The following is a 20836-nucleotide window of genomic DNA, read 5'->3' on the forward strand; positions in this document are numbered from 1 at the left end:
CCGCCGCCCCCTCGCCCCCCGCCCCGGCCGGAGAGGCGAAGGCCGACGGGTCCGCCGTCATCCGGTCCGACCGGCTCGCCGTCGCCGTCGCCGACGACTTCCCGCGCGTCCTGTCGTACACCGACCGGGCGAGCGGCGAGCAGCTGCTCGGCTCCACCCGGCCGGTCACCGCCGTCACCCTCAACGGCACCGCGCACCCGGTGAAGCTCAAGGGCGCGCCGAAGGTCACCGGCTCCGCCGCCCGCTACACCCTCGTCTTCGACTCCCTGCCGGGCGTCGAGATCGACGCCTCGCTCACCGTGTCCGGGCGGGCCACCACCTTCAAGGTGACCGCCGTCCGCGACACGTCCGCCTTCCGGGTCGGGACCATCGACATCCCCGGGCACGACCTGATCTCCGTCGGGTCCACCGAGTCCGGGGCCGCCACCGCGTTCACGAAGCTCGACCCGGACTCCACCCGCACGGCCGACGTCTTCGCGAAGGTCACCGCGGAGACGAAGCCCGACTCCGCTCCCCTCGGGGCCAGTTACGCGATCCTCAACACCGGATCGCTCGCCGCGGCGATCGAGTCCAACTCCTCGTACGACAAGCCCTCCGGGGCCACCGGCGGCGACGATGCCCGCTTCTGGCACCAGGCGCGCACCGAGGAGGGCGGCGGCGTCCGGGTCGGCGCCTGGTCCGGCCAGTGGACCTACCGCGGCGAGGGAGCACCCAAGCCCGAGAGCGGCGAGAACCTGCCGTGGGCCAAGGTCGTCGTCACCCCGGACGCCAACGGGGACAAGGCCGTCGACTGGCAGGACGGGGCCGTCGCCTTCCGCTCCATCGGCGTCACCGCGCCCGGCAGCGAGGACACCGCGGGGCGCGTCGTCACCCACATCCCGTTCAACTTCGCCAGCCAGGCCACCCACCCCTTCCTGCGCACCCTGGACGACGTCAAGCGGATCTCGAAGGCCACCGACGGCCTCGGCCAGCTCGCCGTCCTCAAGGGGTACGGCTCCGAGGGCCACGACTCCGCCCACCCGGACTACGGCGGCAACTACAACAAGCGGGCCGGCGGGCTGGGGGACCTCAACACCCTGCTGAAGGAGGGCGGGAAGTGGGGTGCGGACTTCGGCGTCCACGTCAACGCCACCGAGTCCTACCCGGAGGCCAAGGCCTTCTCCGAGCAGCTCGTCGACAAGACCAAGCCCGGCTGGAACTGGCTCAACCAGAGCTACTACATCGACCAGCGCCGCGACATCAACAGCGGCGATCTGGCCAAGCGCTTCCAGCAGCTGCGCGACGAGACCGACAAGAACCTCGACTTCCTCTACATCGACGTCTACTACAGCCACGGCTGGATCGCCGACAAGACGATCCAGGCCGTCCAGAAGCAGGGCTGGACCGTCGGCACCGAGTGGGCCGACAAGTTCGAGCGCGCCTCGCTCTGGTCGCACTGGGCCAACGACCTCAACTACGGCGGGGCCACCAACAAGGGCCTCAACTCGCAGATCATCCGGTTCATCCGCAACGGCGAGAAGGACACCTGGAACAACCACCCGGTTCTCGGCCAGAGCGCCCTGGAGGACTTCGAGGGCTGGACCGGGGAGACCGACTGGAACGCTTTCACCGCCAACATCTGGCAGAAGAACCTCCCCGCCAAGTACCTCCAGCAGCAGAGGATCACCCGCTGGGACGGCAACGACATCACCTTCACCGGCGGGGTGCGCGGCACGGTCGAGGACGGTGAGCGCACCTTCTACGACCAGGGCCGCAAGGTGCTCAGCGGCACCGACTACCTGCTCCCGTGGGACGGCGGCAAGAAGCTCTACCACTACAGCGAGACCGGCGGGACCAGCACCTGGGAGGTGCCCGGCAAGGGCGCGTACACCCTCTACAAGCTGACCGACAACGGCCGCGAGAAGGTCTCCACCGTCCGTCCCTCGGGCGGGAGGATCACGCTGACCGCCGCCGCCGGACAGGCGTACGTCCTCTACCCCGACCGGGCGCCGAAGGAGACCTCGGCCGACTGGGGGAAGGGGACCGGGGTCACCGACCCCGGCTTCAACGACCGGGACCTGAAGGGCTGGGCGACGACCGGCACCGCCGTCCGTGACACCGACGACCAGGGCCGCAACAGCGCCGAGCTCTCGGGTACGGACACGGCCTCGCTCTCCCAGACCGTCACCGGCCTCACGCCCGGCAAGCGGTACACCGCCTCCGCCCTGATCGAGGTCGAGCCGGGCAAGAGCCGCCGCACCACCGTGAGCGCCGCCGGGAAGTCGGTCGCCGTCGAACGGTCGACGGCGAAGGACTACGTCGCCGCCTCCGACTGGCACGGCACCTTCTTCCAGCGGGCCAAGGTCACCTTCACCGCCCCCGAGAACGGCCGCACCACCCTGCGCATCGAGGCGGCGGCGGGCTCCGCGGCGAAGGTCCGCGCCGATGACGTACGGATCGTCGAGAACGCCCCGGCGACCCTGCCCGGCACCGTGGCGTACGAGGACTTCGAGGCCGTCGACCAGGGCTGGGGCCCCTTCCTCAAGGGCGACGCGGGCGGCTCGACCGACCCCCGCACCCACATCTCCCAGCTGAACGCCCCGTACACCCGGTCCGGCTGGAACGGGAAGCTCATCGATGACGTGCTCGGCGGGAAGGAGTCCCTGAAGTCCCACGAGGAGAACACCGGGCTCGTCTACCGCACCGCCCCCTGGACCGTCCCGATGAAGGACGGCCACCGGTACAAGGTCGAGTTCGCCTACCAGTCCAGCCACGCCGGCGCCTACAGCTGGGTCGAGGGCTACGACCGGATCGCCGACGGCAAGGCCGCCTCGACCGAGACCCGGGCCACCCCGATCGGGCAGCAGCGCACCACCGGACAGTTCAGCCGGACCCTCACCGCGGGCTGCGGCGACACCTGGACCGGGCTGCGCAAGCTCGCCGGAGCACCCGAGGGCGCGGACTTCGTGCTCGACGGCTTCACCGTCACCGACCTCGGCCCCGCCCCGGCGGGCGAGGAGGCCGTATGCGGCACCCTCGGCGTGGCCGCCGACGGCGAGACCCTGGAGCCGGGCGCCCCGAACACCGTGAAGGCGACCTTCGGCAACGACGAGGCGAGCGCCGCCACCGACGTGAAGCTCGCGCTGACCGTGCCCGAGGGCTGGCAGGCCGAGCCGGCGGGCCCGGTCGCCTTCGACTCGGTCGCCCCGGGCGCGAAGGTCACCGGCAGCTGGCGGGTCACCCCGCCGGTGGACGCCCCCTACGACACGTACGCGCTGGAGGCGAAGGCCACGTACGCCGTCCAGGGAGCCGGTCGCACGCTGGGCGCGGGCGCCTCCGTCCGCACGCTCCCGCCGCCGCCCACGAAGGACGGCTGGGCCAGTGACCTGGACTGGACCGCCTCGCAGAACGGCTGGGGGCCCGTCGAGCGCGACCGGTCCAACGGGGAGGCCGGGGCCGGGGACGGCGGGCCGCTGAAGATAGGCGGCGTCGCCTACGACAAGGGCCTGGGCACCCACGCCCCGGCGACGATCCGCTACTACCTGGGCGGGAAGTGCACCTCCTTCACCGCCGAGGTCGGGGTGGACGACGTCCAGACGACCCGGGGGAGCGTGCGCTTCTCGGTCACCGCCGACGGTACGCAGAAGGTGGCGTCGCCCGTACTGGGGGCGGCCGACCCCGCCTGGAAGCTCACCGCCGACGTCACCGGCGCCAAGTACGTCGAGCTGGTCGTCCGGGACGGCGGCGACGGCAACGGCAACGACCACGCGGACTGGGGCAACGCCCGCTTCCACTGCGGAGGTTGACCCCCGGTAGGACAGCCGCCCGGGGCGCGGTGGACGGCGGGGGGCCGCCCTGCGCCATACTGAGGGGGCCTTCGGGCCCCCTCAGGGGCATGTGGCCCACCGCACACCCTTCACTTGTGGAGTCTCCACAACCGGAATCGGCGTTTCGCTGGTGGATTGCGTGCACCGGAGCATGGTTCTGTTCACTCCCACCACGAAACCGGGCAGGAGACTGTACGGAGTCGACGGCGAGTTTTCTGGGTCGGGGTTCGTAGGGTCGATACATGACCGTTGTGGACGAAACCCAGGGTGAGCCGACCGACGCCCGTGGCCGGGTGGCCGAACTGCTGGCCCTGCGCGAGCAGGCGCGGCGCGGACCGAGCGAGCGGGCGACCGAGGCGCAGCACGCCAAGGGCAAGCTGACCGCCCGGGAGCGGATCGAGCTGCTGCTGGACCCGGGTTCGTTCAAGGAGGTCGAGCAGCTCCGCCGGCACCGGGCCACCGGGTTCGGCCTGGAGGCCAAGAAGCCCTACACCGACGGTGTCATCACCGGCTGGGGCACGGTCGAGGGCCGCACGGTCTTCGTCTACGCGCACGACTTCCGGATCTTCGGCGGGGCGCTGGGCGAGGCCCACGCCACGAAGATCCACAAGATCATGGACATGGCCATCTCGGCCGGCGCCCCGCTGGTGTCGCTGAACGACGGCGCTGGCGCCCGTATCCAGGAGGGCGTCTCGGCGCTCGCCGGCTACGGCGGCATCTTCCAGCGCAACACGCGCGCCTCCGGTGTCATCCCGCAGATCAGCGTGATGCTCGGCCCGTGCGCGGGCGGCGCGGCCTACAGCCCGGCCCTGACCGACTTCGTGTTCATGGTCCGTGAGACCTCGCAGATGTTCATCACCGGACCGGACGTCGTGAAGGCGGTCACCGGCGAGGAGATCACCCAGAACGGCCTCGGCGGCGCGGACGTGCACGCCGAGACCTCGGGCGTCGCGCACTTCGCGTACGACGACGAGGAGACCTGCATCGCCGAGGTCCGCTACCTCATCGGGATGCTCCCCTCCAACAACCGCGAGAACCCGCCGACCGTGGAGAGCGACGACCCCGCCGACCGGCGCGGCGACGTGCTGCTCGACCTCGTCCCGGCCGACGGCAACCGCCCGTACGACATGCACAAGGTGATCGAGGAGCTCGTCGACGACGGCGACTACCTGGAGATCCACGAGCGCTGGGCCCGCAACATCGTCTGCGCCCTGGCCCGCATGGACGGCCAGGTCGTCGGCATCGTCGCCAACCAGCCGCAGTCGCTGGCGGGGGTCCTGGACATCGAGGCCTCAGAGAAGGCCGCGCGCTTCGTCCAGATGTGCGACGCCTTCAACATCCCGATCATCACCCTTCTGGACGTCCCCGGCTTCCTGCCGGGCGTCGACCAGGAGCACGGTGGGATCATCCGCCACGGCGCGAAGCTCCTGTACGCCTACTGCAACGCCACCGTGCCGCGGATCTCGCTGATCCTGCGGAAGGCCTACGGAGGCGCGTACATCGTCATGGACAGCCAGTCCATCGGGGCCGACCTCACCTACGCCTGGCCCACCAACGAGATCGCGGTGATGGGCGCCGAGGGCGCGGCCAACGTCATCTTCCGCCGCCAGATCGCGGACGCCGAGGACCCCGAGGCCATGCGCGCCCGCATGGTCAAGGAGTACAAGGCCGAGCTGATGCACCCCTACTACGCGGCCGAGCGCGGCCTGGTCGACGACGTGATCGACCCCGCCGAGACCCGCGAGGTGCTCATCGCCTCGCTCGCCATGCTCCGCAACAAGCACGCCGACCTGCCGTCACGCAAGCACGGCAACCCCCCGCAGTAGTCGCCCCGCAGCGGCGCGATCCGCCGCCACGGTCCACGACAGCCTGCCGAGAAGACGGAGACACCCACCATGAGCCCCACCCCCGCCGAGTCCGTCCTGCGCGTCGAGAAGGGCCACGCGGCCCCCGAGGAGCTGGCGGCCATCACCGCCGTCCTGATGGCCCGTGCCGCCGCCCAGCCGGCCGTCCCCGCCCACCGGGGCCGTGACACCGCCGGCTGGCGCCGCCTGGAGCGCACGCCGGGCTTCCGCGCCCCGCACAGCTGGCAGGGCTGACCACCCAGCTGTTACGAGAAGGGCCCCGCACTCCTCAGGAGTGCGGGGCCCTTCTCGTACGGGCGAGAGGCCCTAGCGCAGGCGTGCCATCAGGGCGTGCTCGACCAGCGTGATGAGCGCGCTCTTGGCGTCCGCGCGGTGGCGGGCGTCCGTCGTCAGGATCGGGGTGTCCGGCCCGATCTGGAGCGCTTCGCGGACCTCGTCGGGGGTGTAGGGCTGGTGTCCGTCGAAGCCGTTGAGGGCGATGACGAAGGGGAGGCCGCTGTTCTCGAAGTAGTCGACGGCGGGGAAGCAGTCGGCGAGACGGCGGGTGTCGACGAGGACGACGGCGCCGATGGCGCCGCGGACCAGGTCGTCCCACATGAACCAGAAGCGGTCCTGTCCGGGCGTACCGAACAGGTACAGGATCAGGTCCTGGTCCAGGGTGATGCGGCCGAAGTCCATGGCCACCGTCGTGGTGGTCTTGTCCCCGGTGTGGGTCAGATCGTCGATGCCCGCCGAGGCGGACGTCATCACGGCTTCGGTGCGCAGCGGGTTGATCTCCGAGACGGCACCGACAAACGTGGTCTTACCCACGCCGAAGCCCCCTGCCACCACGATCTTCGCCGAGGTAGTGGAGCGGGCCGCTCCGCCGCTAGAGCTTGCGAAGTCCACTGAGCACCCTTTCGAGCAGTGTCACATCTGGCTGGCCGCCGGCGGCCTCGTCGCCGCCGGGCTGATGGATAGCGACGAGTCCGGCCTCGGCCAGGTCGGCGACGAGGATCCGGGCAACGCCGAGGGGGATCGAGAGAAGGGCCGAGATCTCGGCGACCGACTTGATCTCGATGCAGAGCCGGCAGATCCGCTGATGCTCGGGCAACTGCCCTTGCAGCCGGGCCGGATCGGCCGTCGTGCTGACCAGCGCCTCGATGGCGAGCTGGTAACGCGGTCGGGTCCGGCCGCCGGTCATGGCGTACGGACGGACCAGCGGGTTGTGCGCGGCGGGCTTGGCGGGCTCGGGGGCCCGCCGCTGCTGCACCGGCTGGATGCGCGGCTGCTGGGACGTGTCGTACCGCTGCTGCGGTTGCTGCGGCCATCCCGAACCGGGCTGCTGCTGGGGCCATTCGGGCCCCGGGCCGCCGGGAGCACCCTGCTGCTGGTGCTCCTGCTGCTGATATGGCTGATACTGCCCGGGCCCCTGACCACCGGATGCGGCGGGGAAGCCGAAACGGTTGTCACCGTGCTCACCCGGAACCCTCTGGTCACCGTTGTATGGGTGCCCGCCTGTGGGTGCTGCCACGTTTCCTCCTCCGACTGCCGGTCGCCGATCCCAGTGGGGCCGCGCCACCGCACTTTATGGCGCGGTGGCGAGAAACGCACTGTCTGTCTACTAGTTAAGAAGACTTCCCTGAAGTTCGGCGCGGAGATCCGGAGTCAGGACACTGCCCGCGCGGTCCACCAGAAGGGCCATTTCGTACCCAACCAGACCGATATCGGCGTCCGGGTGGGCCAGAACGGCGAGCGAGGATCCGTCGGAGATGGACATGATGAAGAGGAATCCCCGCTCCATCTCCACAACGGTCTGATTCACGGCGCCGCCCTCGAAGATCCGCGAGGCACCCGCGGTCAGCGACGTCAGACCGGAGGCGACGGCCGCCAGCTGGTCGGCGCGGTCGCGCGGGAAACCTTCGGACATCGCCAGCAGGAGTCCGTCGGCGGAGACCACCACCGTGTGCGACACCCCGGGGGTGTTGTCCACGAAATTGGTGATCAACCAGTTGAGATTCTGCGCCGCCTGGCTCATCGGGCTCACACTAACGCTCCTGGTTGTAGGTGGTACTGGTGTCCGACCCCGCGCTGCGTCCCCGCTGGATCCCCCGCCGCAGGTTGCTCAACCTGCCGCGGACGTCCTCGGGGGCGCGGGAGACCTGTGGGCCGCCCTGCTGGGTCTGCTCCGCCGTGCCCTCGACCAGGTTGGCCTTGGGTACGCGCCGGGGGAGACCGGAGGGGGTTATTCCGCCCGCCTTCGGCTCACGGAGCTTCTCGGCCCGCTCCCAGCGCTCGTCGTTCGTCGAGCGCCAGTCGTCGGAGCCGTCCCCGTCCGTCTGCGGGTCCTGCCGCTGTTCCTGCTGCGGGTCCTGCCGCTGTTCCTGCTGCGGGTGGGGCCGCTGGGCCGGAGCGGGCTGGTCGTTGCCGCGGCCGCCGGGGCCGGGCTGCCAGTGCTGCTGACCGCCGCGGCGCGGCAGACCGGCTTCGGTCAGCTCGTGGCCGGCGTTCGGGGTGGGTCCCGGACGGTCGAAGCCTACGCGCTCCGCAGGCTCCGCGGGCGTGCTCGGAACAGATTCCGGTTCGGCCGGAGCGATCGGCTCATAACCATTCTGGAAACCGTTCTGAACAGGCCAGTCATCCTGGTGGGACTGGTCCGCCGAGGCCGGATACGGGTCGGTGTACTGACCCTGCCGGGCGTCCGGGACGGCATATGCCGATTCCGTGTAGCCGTCGTAGCCGTCCTGCTGCTGCGCCTGCTGGTCCTGCTGCGGGTAGCCTTCGCCGGCACCGTACTGCTGCTGCTGCTCGTACGACCCCTGGTACTGCTGCTGCGGCTGCTGCCCGTACTGGTCCTGGCCGTAACTCTCTTCGGCGTAGCCCTGCTGCGGCTGCTGCTGGTCGCCGTACGGGTCGCCCGCGTACGGCTCCGGTGCGTAGCCCTGCTGTTCCCGGGTGTTGTCCGCGAAGGGGCCGCCGACGCCCGTCTGGGCCTCCAGGGCCGCCCTGCGCTCCTCGCGCATCAGCGAACGGTTGACGGGGTCCAGCTGGCCCGGGTCCGCGGGGGTCTCGTAGCGCGAGTCGTCGAAGCCGAGCTCCGCCGCCGTGCGCATCGGGGCCTGCTGCGGAGCCGGATCGAAGGCCGACTGCTGCTCGGGGATGATCGAGGAGACGGTGAAGTCGTCCTCGGCGCCCTGCGGATCGCCACCGCCACCGTGGGTGATCGCGTCCGGCAGCATGACCAGCGAAGTGGTCCCGGCCTGCTCGCCCGAGGGGCGCAGCTGCACCCGGATCCCGTGCCGGTCGGCCAGCCGGCCGACCACGAACAGGCCCATGCGCTGGGACACCGCGGCGTCCACGGTCGGCGGGTTGGCCAGCTTGTGGTTGATGTCGGCGAAGTCCTCGGCGGTGAGACCGATGCCCTTGTCGTGGATCTCGACCATGACCCGGCCGTCGGGCAGCCGGGTCGCGGTGACCTTGACCTTGGTCTGCGGTGAGGAGAACGTCGTGGCGTTCTCCAGCAGCTCGGCGAGCAGGTGCACGAGGTCGGTCACGGCCTGGCCGTGGATCTCGCTCTCCGGCACCCCGGTCAGCTGGATGCGCTCGTAGGACTCCACCTCGGAGGAGGCGGCCCGCAGGACGTCCACCAGCGGCACCGGCTGGTTCCAGCGGCGGCCGGGCTCCTCGCCCGCGAGGACGAGGAGGTTCTCGCCGTTGCGGCGCATACGGGTCGCCAGGTGGTCCAGCTTGAAGAGGCTCTCCAGCTGGTCCGGGTCGGCCTCGTTGTTCTCCAGGTCGGTGATCAGGGTCAGCTGGCCCTCGATGAGCGACTGGTTGCGGCGCGAGAGGTTCGTGAAGATCGCGTTGACGTTGCCCCGGAGCATGGCCTGCTCGGCGGCGAGCCGGACGGCCTCGCGGTGCACCTGGTCGAAGGCGCGGGCGACCTCGCCGATCTCGTCCTGCGTGGTGATCGGGATCGGCTGCACCCGGGTGTCGACCCGGCCAGGGTCGGTACGCGAGAGCTGGTCGACGAGGGAGGGCAGGCGCTGCTCGGCGATCCCGAAGGCGGCGGTACGCAGCTGGCGCATCGAGCGGCTCATCTGGCGGGCCATGAGCCCGGCCAGGATGAACGCGGCCAGCAGCGCGATGACGACGATGAGGCCGTTGACGATGGCGTCGGTCTTGGCGTCGGAGGAGATGTTCGCGGCCTCGTCCACCGCCTTGGCGACGAGCTCGTCCTCGACGGTGGCGTACCCCTCGAACTTCGCGGTCGCCGCGGCCATCCAGGTCTCGGGCGTGATGCCCTTCTTCGCCAGCTCCGCGGGGTCCTGCCCCTTGCCGATCTCCTGAGCCATGCCGTCGAAGACCGAGCCGTCGATGCTCGGCGGCGCCACGAAGGGCCTGCCCGCGGCCTCGGCCTGCTCCTTGGCGGCCTCCAGCTGCTTGGCGCCCTCGGCGGCCTTGCCGGCCATGACCTGCTTGAGGCGGTCGACGTCGGCCTGGGTACCACCGGAGTTGAACTCGCCGAGCGCGATCTGCTCCAGGTAGTTGTACGAGCCGAACGCCTTGACCTGGGCGTCGTAGGTGCCGGGCTTCTTGCTCGGGCGCACCAGGAGGTGCATGCCGATCGAGCGCTGAAGCGATTCTGCAGCCTTGGACAGCTCGATCGCGTAGACCGTACGGCCGTAGCTGGTGATGTTGCCGGTGCCGAGGCCGAGCTCGTTGGAGAACTCCATCAGCGAGTGCTGGACCTGTACGTAGCCCTCTTCGGTCTTCACCGGGTCCAGGGCCTGCGAGTAGGCGGCCTTGCGCAGCTCGGGAAGCTTGGGCTCCTCACCCTTGAAGAGCTTCAGGCGGCGCTCCAGGCCGGGCTTGGACGGCATGTCCTTCACCGCGGCGTCGAACTTCCGCGCGGCCTCGTCCGTGGTGGCCCGGGTCTGCTCGACCACGTCGGCGTCCCGGTCGCCCGAGAGCAACGGCTGGGCGGTGAGGTCCCGCTCGTTCAGCAGCGCCTGCCCGTAGTCGGACGCGGCACGCACGACGACGGCGATCTTCTCGGCCTCCTGGGCCTCGCCCCACGTGTCGATGGAGCCCTTCACCTGGAAGCCGCCCATGACCAGGCCGACCAGCACCGGGATCAGGAGGATCGCGTTCAGCCGGGTGGCCACCCGCCAGTTGCGCGGGGCCAGCCGGCTGGTGCTGCCGCCACCCGCGGACGCCGTGTCGGACACATCCGCAGGGGACGCCGCAGCGCGCGGCGGCGGGGTGAAGTTGCCCCGCTCGGGCTGCGCCGCGGAGCCCTCGTTGCTTCGCCTCACTCGACCAACAACCTCTCGGCGTCGGCACCTACGTTGTGCCGGATTATTTCGTTCAGGGCCGTACTACTGGGGAGTTCGTCGAATTGCAGCACGGGGACCGGCCCCGTTCCAAACACTCGGAATCACCGATTCCGAGTGGCCCAGGCCTCAGATAAATCGGGCATAAAGAGCGAGCCCCGTCAAAAGGCGGGGCTCATGTGAGCGCAGTGGCACCGAATGGATGCATCGGGTGGCGGTGCGGAGTCAATTCTCTGTCGAAACATTATGAACACGGGGGCGGATCGTGTCAAACGACACAGGCCGCCCCCGCGTGACTACTGCAACTTCCGTATACCGATATCGACTTGTCCCTGGTGGGAGAACTACTTCAGGCGTGCCATCAGGGCGTGCTCGACCAGCGTGATCAGGCCGCTCTTGGCGTCGGCCCGGTGCCGGGCGTCCGTCGTGATGATGGGCGCGTCCGGCCCGATCTGGAGCGCTTCGCGGACCTCGTCGGGGGTGTAGGGCTGGTGTCCGTCGAAGCCGTTGAGGGCGATGACGAAGGGGAGGCCGCTGTTCTCGAAGTAGTCGACGGCGGGGAAGCAGTCGGCGAGACGGCGGGTGTCGACGAGGACGACGGCGCCGATGGCGCCGCGGACCAGGTCGTCCCACATGAACCAGAAGCGGTCCTGCCCGGGCGTACCGAACAGGTACAGGATCAGGTCCTGGTCGAGCGTGATGCGGCCGAAGTCCATGGCCACCGTCGTGGTGGTCTTGTCCCCGGTGTGGGTCAGATCGTCGATGCCCGCCGAGGCGGACGTCATGACGGCCTCGGTGCGCAGCGGGTTGATCTCCGACACGGCCCCGACGAACGTGGTCTTGCCCACGCCGAAGCCGCCCGCCACCACGATCTTCGCCGAGGTGGTGGCGCGGCCCGTACCGCCGCTAGAGCTTGCGAAGTCCACTGAGCACCCTTTCGAGCAGTGTCACATCCGGCGCGCCGCCGGCCTCTCCGTTGCCCGGCTGGTGGATGGCCACCATGCCGGCTTCCGCCAGGTCCGCCACCAGGATCCGGGCGACGCCGAGCGGCATCGACAGCAGCGCCGACACCTCCGCCACCGACTTGACCTCACGGCAGAGGTGGCAGATCCGCTGGTGCTCGGGGAGCAGCGTCCCCAGATGCGCGGGGTCTGCCGTCGTGCTGACCAGCGCCTCTATCGCGAGCTGGTAGCGCGGCCGGGTCCGGCCGCCGGTCATGGCGTAAGGACGAACCAGCGGCTGGTCGCCTTCCCCGTCGTACGACGCGTGGTGCAGTGCGCCGTACGGATCGGGTGAGGCGGGTGGCGGGGTCATGAATCCTCCGGGCGTGACAGCAGGTTCTCGGCTTGCCGTCTGCAAGGGGCCGGTGAGGGGACTAAAGCGGCCTGTCGGGTGAGGGTTGTGGGCATTACCTGGGGGGATCGTGTCGTGAATCCGCTGGATGGCCGTCTAGTGGAGCAGACTGCCTTGGAGCTCGGCGCGGAGATCGGGCGTGAGGACGGTGCCGGCACGGTCGACCAGGAGGGCCATCTCGTACCCGACCAGACCGATGTCGGCGTCCGGGTGGGCCAGGACGGCCAGGGACGAGCCGTCGGAGATGGACATGAGGAAGAGAAATCCCCGCTCCATCTCCACAACCGTCTGACTGACGGCGCCGCCCTCGAAGATCCGCGACGCACCCGCGGTCAGCGAGGTGAGACCCGACGCGACAGCGGCGAGCTGGTCGGCGCGGTCGCGCGGAAATCCTTCGGACATCGCCAGCAGCAGGCCATCCGCGGAGACCACCACCGTGTGGGACACCCCTGGGGTGTTGTCCACGAAGTTGGTGATCAGCCAGTTCAGATTCTGTGCGGCCTGACTCATGGGGCTCAACTAACGCTCCTGCTGGTGAGTGGGGCCGAGATGGAAACTGCCGGTCTGCGAGCCGTTGTTGTTGGCCTGCCGACCCTGCTGGATGCCCCGGCGGAGATTGGTCAGACGACCGCGCACGTCATCGGGCGCGCGCGAAACCTGAGGTCCGGACTGGTGATTCTGCTGCTGTGCGGTCCCCGGAACCAAATTGGCGCGGGGAACACGGCGGGGCAGCCCGGAAGTGGTGACCCCGCCGGCGGCGGGCTTCTTGACCCGCTCGGCCTGGCGTACGAGTTCGTCGTTGGGCGAGGCCCGCCACGAGCTGGTGACCGGGGCGTCGTCCGCACCGCGCTGAGGCAGCGGCGGAACCGGCACACCGGTGGGCTCCGGAGCGGCCGGCGCCTGCGGTTCGGCGGGCGGCTGCTGGCCGCCCTGGCCCGGACCGTGGAACCAGTTCGTCTCCAGCGTGTCGTACAGCGGCGTACGTCCGTCCCCGGGACCGGCCGGCGGCAGGGCCTCCGGCTGCTGGGGGAGCGCCGGACGGTACGGAGCGTCGCCCGCCGGGGAGGCGGACGGACGCGGCGCACCGAACTCGTTGCCACGCGGCGCCGGCAGCTGGTGACCCTGGCCCTGCTGGGGCTGGTGCGGGACACCGAAGTCCGGCCGGGCGAACTGCGCGGTGCTCGCCGGGTCCTGGCCCTGCGGAGCCTGCTGCGGGTACGAGCGGTCCTGCGGAGCCCCCTGGCCCGAGAAGTCGGGCCGGGCGAACTCGGAGGTCGCGCCGGGACCCTGGCGGTCGCCCGCCGGCCGCTGGTTCGGCGGGCCGTTGAACGACGGGTCCTGGCCGGGGCCCGCCGGGCGGGCGAACTGCCCGGTCGCGTCGTGCTCCTCGTGACCGCGCGGGGCGTCGGCGCCCCAGCTGGTGGTGGCCGGACGCTGCGGCTGCGGGTTGCCCCCCGGCAGCTCGGCACGCGGCCCACCGGGCGGCGGCAGCTGACGACCGGGGCCGCCGGACTGCTGGAATCCGCCCTGCTCCTGGCGGCCCTGGGGCTGCTGCGCCCCGGGACCCTGCTGGTTCAGGTGGTTCTGCTGCCCGTTCTGGTCCTGCTGGTTCTGCCAGCCGGACGGGGCCTGCTGGTTCTGCGGGGCGAACTGGCCCGGGCGGCCGTTCTGCCCGGAGGACGCCGGAGCGCCGTGCCCGAACAGGTTGGGCTGCGCGCCGCCGTCGCCGCGGCCGGGCGCATCGCCCTGCGGGCCGCCCTGGGGGCCGCGGGCGCCGAGCCGGGCGCTGTTGCCGAAGGCGCCGGAGAGACCGCCGCCCTGGCGCTGCGGGGCCGGGCCCTGGCCCGGGAAGTCCTGGCCGGGGCCGCCGTTGTTCGGCTGGCCGCCGCCCTGCGGGCCCTGCGGCCGGCCGCCCGTCGAGCCGTCCCGGGCCGGCAGCGCCGCCCGGGGACCCGCGCCCGCGCCGACCTGGCCGCGCTGGGCGCCGCCGAGGCTCTTGGCGCCGGCACCGCCCGGACCGCTTCCGAGACCGGTGCGCTGGGCATTGCCGGCACCGTTGCCGTTGCCCGCGAGCAGACCGCCCGGGGCGCCGGACTGCGGGCCGGAGCCCTGCTTGGACGGGGGCTGCTTGCCGCCGTGCGCGACGTCGACGGGCAGCATGACCAGCGCGGTCGTACCGCCGGAGTCGGAGGGGCGCAGCTGGATCCGGATGCCGTGACGCAGCGAAAGACGGCCGACCACGAACAGACCCATGCGGCGGGAGACGGAGACGTCCACCGTCGGCGGCTGCGCGAGCCGCTCGTTGATCGCGGCGAGGTCCTCGGGGGAGAGGCCGATGCCGGTGTCGTGGATCTCGACCAGGACGCGGCCGTCGGGCAGCGCGTGACCGGTGACCTTGACCTTCGTCTGCGGCGAGGAGAACGACGTGGCGTTCTCCAGCAGCTCGGCGAGCAGGTGCACGAGGTCGTTGACGACACGTCCCGCGACCTCGGTGGCGGGCACCGCGGACAGCTCGATGCGCTCGTACTGCTCCACCTCGGACGCGGCGGCGCGGAGCACGTCGACCAGCGGGACGGGGCGGGTCCACCGGCGGCCCGGCTCCTCGCCCGCGAGGACGAGGAGGTTCTCGCCGTTCCGGCGCATACGGGTCGCGAGGTGGTCGAGCTTGAAGAGCGAGGACAGCTGGTCCGGGTCGGCCTCGCGCGACTCCAGCTCGGAGATGAGTGAGAGCTGGCGCTGGATGAGGCCCTGGGAGCGGCGCGAGAGGTTGGTGAACATCGCGTTGACGTTGCCCCGGAGGAGGGCCTGCTCGGCGGCGAGGCGGACGGCCTCGCGGTGCACGTCGTCGAAGGCCGCGGCCACCTGGCCGATCTCGTCCCGGGAGTGCACACCGACCGACTCGACGGAGGTGTCGACGTCCTGCGGGTCGGTCTCGGAGAGCTGCTTGACGAGCTCGGGCAGCCGGTCCTGGGCGACGCGGGTGGCGGTGTCCTGCAGGCGGCGCAGGGACCGGATCATGGAGCGGGCCACCACGAAGGCGCCGACGAGCGAGACGCCGAGCACGATGAAGATGACCGCACCGCTGACGATCGCGTCGCGCTGGGAGGCCTGGCGCAGCTCGCGGGCCTTGGCCTCCATGTCGCTGAGGAGGGTGGCCTCGATCGTCTCCATGGCCTTGATCTTGATGGTGCTCTGGTCGTACCAGTCCAGGTACGACCGGACCTGCTTGCCCTCGATATCGTTCGTGGTGGTCAGGATCCGCTTGGCGTACATGTTCCCGGCGTTGATCTCCGGGTTGCCGTTGTCCAGGGGCGCCAGGAGCTCTTCGGCGCTCTGCCCGGTCGCCGCGTAGATCTGCTTGAACGACAGGAGGGCGCGGGATTCCTTCTCCAGCGCGTTCTTACCGAACTGCCGGTCGTTCGGGTTCAGGTGGGGATCCTTGACCGAACCGCCGGGCAGCGCCGCCGCGATGATCGCGCGCTGGACGGAGGCGTACTCCTTGGCGGAGGAGAACGCCGCCAGGGCCCGGGTCCGCTTGATCATGTCCGGGTTGCTGGTCGCCTGCGCCATGTCCTGCGAGAGGCTCAGCAGCGAGGTGATCAGCTGGCTGTACTGGTCGATCGTGTTGAGACTCGGCGTGCCCTCGTCGTACGCCGTCTTGCGGATCGAACGGATGGTGCCGAGCTGGGAGGCGATCGCCCTGACGCTCCCGTGGATGCTCTCCAGTGACTCGTTGCCCTGGGTGTCACCGATGGAGTCGGTCTCGTCGAGGAAGGCGTCCTTGGCGCGGTCGGTCTTGTCCCGGGGCCCGGTGACCTTGTAGTCGGTGGGCTTGGACTTGTTCGACAGCGGACCGGCCGACTGGTCGCGCTCCGACTGAAGAGCCTGGGCGAGCGAGGTCGCCTGCTTGGTCATCTTCGTCAGCAGCTGCATGTGCTCCAGCTGCTGCATGTCGGTCATGGACTCGTTGATCCTCAGACCGCCCAGGCTGGTCGCGGCGACCACGGGGAGGGCGAGGAGCGAGACCAGTCGCGTGCTGATGCGCCAGTTACGGAGCGCTATTCGCGAGCCCGTGTCGACCGGGCCGCGCGGCTGTGCGGCCGTGTCCGGCTCCGCACCGCTCGTCGCGGAGCCCGGGCGCTGCGCACGGTCGCTGTTGTCGCCGGCAGCGGCCGGCCCGGGGTTCTGGGCGTGCTGGGGCGAGGAACCGCGGTCGGTCCCGCCGCGCGGCTCCTGTTCCGCCGGAGCGCTGCCATCCCTCTTGAAACGTCCCTGCACTAGCGTCGCAACCTCTGGACCAGGCGTCCCGCCCGCGTGTGCGGACAGGACGGTGTCGGCGTCGTGGGGCGCTGGACGCGCCCCATGGTGGTCGTGTGAGTGACCGGCGTACTTCCCCCTCCCGCCGCCACTCGGCGCTGCGTTGCGCCCCTGCGCGCCGGCCTGAAACCCGCGGCGGTGCGTGGAATTCCAGCACAGTGCAGGATCTCCAACAAGGCCCATGTACCGGGCTGTGACCTGCGTGACACGTTGTGATGAACGAGTAACAAGCAGTGGAGAGTGATCGTAGGTAAAGCGGACGTTTATGGAGAACTTGCCTAGGGGTGGGGGGTGTCCCAGTCGCGATGATCAGGAGCGGAATGGTGGATTCAGTGGTGCAATGTCCGTTTTCTGGATCACGGTTCACCGCCCGAAATGGGTCAATTGTCGATTAGTTCGTGAGCAAACTCACATGATGATCGTCGCCTCATCCCGGCTCCGGCGGGGAATCGGATGTTTAGCCTGACGCTTTACAGGGATGGCGAATCCGACAAGCCGGCGCCGCGACGAGCGACGCCCTCACCGACAGGGTCCTGACGGCAGATGAAGACGACGACGATGTTCCGCAACATTGCCAACCCCCGGCGCACCACGCTGGCGCACCTCGAGGACGCCGAAGCGCTGCAGACGCCCCTGGCGCCGGAGCACGCCGCCGACCTGCCCAACGTCACCGCCAACCCGCGCCGCACCATCCTGATGGAAGCCCCGGTCGCGGTCGCCCCGTAGCCGCCACCGGCATACGCGAGCTGTGCTCCTCCCGCGGCGCCGGCGCCGGCGCCTCGGCCGGCCCGGATCGCCCCGTCGCGCCGCCCGGCAGGCACGCTCGCGGCGTTGGCCGAACGCCCTGGTAGCTCCGCTGCGAGGGCCTTCGCCCGCCTTGCGATCGCACGCACGGGACGACGCTCCTTTTGGGACGATCCGCGCCGGGCGAGGCGCTAGCCTGGAGCGTCAGTCTTCAGCCAGCCAGCAAGTGAGGGGCGACAGCATCCCGTGCGCATCGCCAGGTTCTCCATCGACGGCAATGTCGCCTTCGGCGCCGTCGAGGGGCAGGGCACCGTGGAATCCGGTGACCTCGTCCTCGACATCATCAAGGGCATTCCGTACGCCGACTTCGAGCTCTCGGGCACCAAGGTCCCGCTGAACAAGGTCCGGCTGCTGCCCCCCGTCCTCCCCAACAAGGTCGTGGCCATCGGCCGCAACTACGCGGAGCACGCCGCCGAACTCGGCCACGAGGTCCCCGACGCGCCGATCACCTTCTTCAAGCCCACCACCTCGGTGATCGGCTCCGGCGACGCGATCGAGTACCCCTCCTTCTCCGAAGAGCTGCACCACGAGGCCGAGCTGGCCGTGGTCATCGGCCGCATGTGCCGCGAGGTCCCCCGCGAGCGCGTGCGTGACGTCATCCTCGGCTACACCTGCGCCAACGACGTCACTGCCCGCGATGTGCAGAAGCGCGAGAAGCAGTGGGCCCGCGCCAAGGGCTTCGACACCTCCTGCCCGCTGGGCCCCTGGGTGGAGACCGACGTGGACCCCCACGACCTCACCATCCAGGCGACGGTCAACGGCGAGCAGCGGCAGCTCGGCCGCACGAGCGACATGGTCCGCTCCATCGAGGACCTGGTCGTCCACATCACGGAGGCCATGACCCTCCTCCCGGGCGACGTCATCCTCACGGGCACCCCCGCAGGGGTCGGGCCCCTGCACGTCGGCGACGAGGTCGCCGTCACCATCGAAGGCATCGGCACTCTCACCAACAAGGTGATCAAGCGTGGCTAACGCACCCTCCCCCAAGCTCTCGGCTCCGCTCGACCAGGGGGTACCCCCTCGCGTCCGCTTCTGCCCCTCCCCGACCGGCAACCCGCACGTGGGCCTGGTCCGGACGGCCCTGTTCAACTGGGCCTTCGCCCGGCACCACCAGGGCACCCTGGTCTTCCGGATCGAGGACACCGACGCGGCGCGCGACTCCGAGGAGTCCTACCAGCAGCTGCTCGACTCGATGCGCTGGCTCGGCCTGGACTGGGACGAGGGCCCCGAGATCGGCGGCCCGCACGCCCCCTACCGCCAGTCGCAGCGGATGGACCTGTACAGGGACGTCGCCGAGAAGCTCCTCGCCGCCGGGTACGCCTACCCCTGCTACTGCACCACCGAGGAGCTGGACACCCGCCGCGACGCCGCCCGCGCCGCCGGGAAGCCGTCCGGCTACGACGGCCACTGCCGCGACCTCACCGCCGAGCAGAAGGCGGCGTACGAGGCCGAGGGCCGTACCTCGATCGTCCGCTTCCGGATGCCAGACGAGGCCATCACCTTCACCGACCTGGTCCGCGGCGAGATCACCGTCCAGCCGGAGAACGTCCCCGACTACGGCATCGTCCGCGCCAACGGGGCCCCGCTCTACACCCTGGTCAACCCGGTCGACGACGCCCTGATGGAGATCACCCACGTCCTGCGCGGCGAGGACCTGCTCTCCTCCACCCCGCGCCAGATCGCCCTGTACCGGGCGCTCATCGAGCTGGGCATCGCCAAGGACACCCCCGCCTTCGGCCACCTCCCGTACGTCATGGGCGAGGGCAACAAGAAGCTGTCCAAGCGCGACCCGCAGGCCTCCCTCAACCTCTACCGGGAGCGCGGCTTCCTCCCCGAGGGTCTCCTGAACTACCTCTCGCTGCTCGGCTGGTCGATCGCCGAGGACCGCGACATCTTCTCGATGGACGAGCTGATCGCCGCGTTCGACATCAAGGACGTCAACGCCAACCCGGCCCGCTTCGACCTCAAGAAGTGCGAGCACATCAACGCCGAGCACATCCGCATGCTCGATGTGAAGACCTTCACCGAGGCCTGCGGCCCCTGGCTGAAGGCCCCCTTCGCACCCTGGGCCCCCGAGGCCTTCGACGCGGAGAAGTGGACCCGGATCGCCCCGTACGCCCAGACCCGGGTGACGGTGCTCTCCGACATCACCGACAACGTCGACTTCCTCTTCCTCGACGAGCCGGTGGACGACGAGGCCTCCTGGGCCAAGGCGATGAAGGGCGACCCGGTGGCCCTGCTCACCACGGCCCGCGCCAACCTGGAGGCGGCCGACTGGAGCGACCCGGAGTCGCTGAAGAACGCCGTCCTGACCGCCGGCGAGGCCCACGGCCTCAAGCTCGGCAAGGCCCAGGCCCCCGTCCGCGTCGCCGTCACCGGCCGCACGGTGGGCCTGCCGCTCTTCGAGTCCCTGGAGATCCTGGGCCGCGAGAAGAGCCTGGCCCGCGTGGACGCCGCGCTGGCGAAGCTGGCCGGCTGACACAGGACCGGACACCTCCGGGGAGGGCCGCAGCCGACCGGCTGCGGCCCTCCCCGTTTTCCCCTCCGCGGCGGCCCGCCGACGGCTACCGTGAGATCCATGCCGATCCGCGCCGTGCTCTGGGACATAGACGACACGATCTTCGACTACGCGGGCGCCGACCGCATCGGCATGCGGCAGCATCTGGGGCTCGCGGGCCTCCCCGAGGCGTACGCGTCGGTCGACGAGGCCCTCGACGCCTGGAAGGCGATCACCGTCCGGCACTGGGCGCGCGTCGCCGCCGGGGAGACGGACTTCCTCGGGCAGCGCCGGGACCGGGTGCGGGAGTTCCTCTCGCGGGCCATGACGGACGCCGAGGCCGACGACTGGTTCGCCGGCCATGTGACCCACTACGAGGCCGCCTGGGCGCTCTTCCCGGACGTGCTGCCGGCCCTGGACCGTCTGGTGCCCGACTACCGGCACGCGATCCTGTCCAACTCCAGCACCGACCACCAGCACCGCAAGCTCACCGCGCTCGGCGTCCGGGACCGCTTCGAGGCGATGGTCTGCGCCGTGGAGCTCGGCATCTCCAAGCCGGAGGCCGGCGCCTTCCACGCGGCCTGCGAGGCGCTCGCGCTGGAGCCGCACGAAGTGGCGTACGTGGGCGACGAGCCCGACATCGACGCGAGCGGAGCCGTCGCCGCCGGACTCACCGGCATCTGGCTCGACCGGCGGGGCAGGGGCGGACGCTCCGATCTCGTGCGGATCACCGGGCTCGACCAGCTGCCGGGCCTGCTGGCAGGCGATACCCGTTTTGGAGCGCCGGACACCTTCGGGTAATGTTCTTTCTGCGCCGCCCGAGCGGGCCGAAAGATCCGGCCGGGAAGCGCAGACAGAAGTGAAGCCTCCACCAGGGGT

General features: G+C 70.5%; 15 protein-coding genes. 7 read left to right on the forward strand and 8 right to left on the reverse strand.

Translation table 11 applies throughout. The features are described 5' to 3' along the window. The 3 genes from D3105_RS10580 to D3105_RS10590 all read left to right on the forward strand — a co-directional run. On the forward strand, positions 1-3785 hold a 3785-nt coding region (locus D3105_RS10580; RefSeq protein ID WP_118902599.1), incomplete at its 5' end, for an endo-alpha-N-acetylgalactosaminidase family protein. 263 nt (positions 3786-4048) lie between these two features. Continuing rightward, positions 4049-5632, forward strand: coding sequence for an acyl-CoA carboxylase subunit beta (locus D3105_RS10585; protein WP_118902602.1), 1584 nt, complete (start codon positions 4049-4051; stop codon positions 5630-5632). A 69-nt stretch (positions 5633-5701) separates the two neighbouring features. Continuing rightward, entirely contained in the window at positions 5702-5905 is a 204-nt protein-coding gene (locus D3105_RS10590) for an acyl-CoA carboxylase subunit epsilon (protein ID WP_030580347.1), read from the forward strand. A gap of 72 nt (positions 5906-5977) precedes the next feature. Here D3105_RS10590 and D3105_RS10595 read toward each other — a convergent pair whose 3' ends face one another. The 8 genes from D3105_RS10595 to D3105_RS10630 form a co-directional block, all read right to left on the reverse strand. Then, positions 5978-6559, reverse strand: a complete 582-nt coding sequence (locus D3105_RS10595) for a GTP-binding protein (RefSeq protein ID WP_014048542.1) — start codon at positions 6557-6559, stop codon at positions 5978-5980. Next, a complete protein-coding gene (locus tag D3105_RS10600) occupies positions 6540-7184 on the reverse strand; it encodes a DUF742 domain-containing protein (protein ID WP_118902605.1) in 645 nt (214 codons plus the stop codon). Before D3105_RS10600 ends, D3105_RS10595 begins: the two co-directional genes overlap by 20 nt. Positions 7185-7274: 90 nt before the next feature. Then, a complete protein-coding gene (locus D3105_RS10605; protein ID WP_006127847.1) occupies positions 7275-7688 on the reverse strand; it encodes a roadblock/LC7 domain-containing protein in 414 nt (137 codons plus the stop codon). Positions 7689-7698: 10 nt separating this feature from the next. After that, positions 7699-10968, reverse strand: a complete 3270-nt coding sequence (locus D3105_RS10610) for a sensor histidine kinase (RefSeq protein WP_118902622.1) — start codon at positions 10966-10968, stop codon at positions 7699-7701. Positions 10969-11330: 362 nt separating this feature from the next. Beyond that, positions 11331-11912 carry a GTP-binding protein gene (locus D3105_RS10615; protein WP_003966011.1) on the reverse strand — a complete coding sequence of 194 codons (582 nt, stop codon included), beginning with the start codon at positions 11910-11912 and terminating at the stop codon, positions 11331-11333. Then, positions 11893-12300 (reverse strand): DUF742 domain-containing protein, encoded by a 408-nt coding sequence (locus D3105_RS10620; RefSeq protein WP_003966010.1) that lies wholly within the window; start codon positions 12298-12300, stop codon positions 11893-11895. The genes D3105_RS10615 and D3105_RS10620 overlap by 20 nt, the downstream gene beginning before the upstream one ends. A gap of 135 nt (positions 12301-12435) precedes the next feature. Then, positions 12436-12849, reverse strand: coding sequence for a roadblock/LC7 domain-containing protein (locus D3105_RS10625; RefSeq protein ID WP_006127850.1), 414 nt, complete (start codon positions 12847-12849; stop codon positions 12436-12438). 9 nt (positions 12850-12858) lie between these two features. After that, the gene (locus tag D3105_RS10630) at positions 12859-16617 is read right to left on the reverse strand and encodes a sensor histidine kinase (protein WP_118902625.1); all 3759 of its coding nucleotides are present in this window, start codon (positions 16615-16617) and stop codon (positions 12859-12861) included. A 582-nt stretch (positions 16618-17199) separates the two neighbouring features. On the opposite strand from D3105_RS10630, the gene D3105_RS10635 reads away from it, so the two are divergent. From D3105_RS10635 to D3105_RS10650, 4 genes are all read left to right on the forward strand, one after another. Beyond that, positions 17200-17382 carry a hypothetical protein gene (locus D3105_RS10635; RefSeq protein ID WP_097887089.1) on the forward strand — a complete coding sequence of 61 codons (183 nt, stop codon included), beginning with the start codon at positions 17200-17202 and terminating at the stop codon, positions 17380-17382. Positions 17383-17646: 264 nt separating this feature from the next. Next, positions 17647-18432, forward strand: coding sequence for a fumarylacetoacetate hydrolase family protein (locus D3105_RS10640; protein ID WP_118902628.1), 786 nt, complete (start codon positions 17647-17649; stop codon positions 18430-18432). Beyond that, entirely contained in the window at positions 18425-19939 is a 1515-nt protein-coding gene (gltX, locus tag D3105_RS10645) for a glutamate--tRNA ligase (protein ID WP_118902631.1), read from the forward strand. Before D3105_RS10640 ends, gltX begins: the two co-directional genes overlap by 8 nt. Before the next feature lie 99 nt (positions 19940-20038). Then, positions 20039-20758 carry an HAD family hydrolase gene (locus tag D3105_RS10650; protein WP_118902634.1) on the forward strand — a complete coding sequence of 240 codons (720 nt, stop codon included), beginning with the start codon at positions 20039-20041 and terminating at the stop codon, positions 20756-20758. The last annotated feature ends 78 nt before the right edge of the window (positions 20759-20836 follow it).

The organism is Streptomyces globisporus, assembly GCF_003501885.1.
Taxonomy (GTDB): domain Bacteria; phylum Actinomycetota; class Actinomycetes; order Streptomycetales; family Streptomycetaceae; genus Streptomyces; species Streptomyces globisporus_D.

What these genes read in the sequence shown, in the direction of transcription:
- D3105_RS10620 (WP_003966010.1), bottom strand. Translation starts at nt 12,300, where the DNA reads ATGACCCCGCCACCCGCCTCACCCGATCCGTACGGCGCACTGCACCAC.
- D3105_RS10650 (WP_118902634.1), top strand. Translation starts at nt 20,039, where the DNA reads ATGCCGATCCGCGCCGTGCTCTGGGACATAGACGACACGATCTTCGAC.
- D3105_RS10635 (WP_097887089.1), top strand. Translation starts at nt 17,200, where the DNA reads ATGAAGACGACGACGATGTTCCGCAACATTGCCAACCCCCGGCGCACC.
- D3105_RS10605 (WP_006127847.1), bottom strand. Translation starts at nt 7,688, where the DNA reads ATGAGCCAGGCGGCGCAGAATCTCAACTGGTTGATCACCAATTTCGTG.
- D3105_RS10625 (WP_006127850.1), bottom strand. Translation starts at nt 12,849, where the DNA reads ATGAGTCAGGCCGCACAGAATCTGAACTGGCTGATCACCAACTTCGTG.
- D3105_RS10585 (WP_118902602.1), top strand. Translation starts at nt 4,049, where the DNA reads ATGACCGTTGTGGACGAAACCCAGGGTGAGCCGACCGACGCCCGTGGC.
- D3105_RS10590 (WP_030580347.1), top strand. Translation starts at nt 5,702, where the DNA reads ATGAGCCCCACCCCCGCCGAGTCCGTCCTGCGCGTCGAGAAGGGCCAC.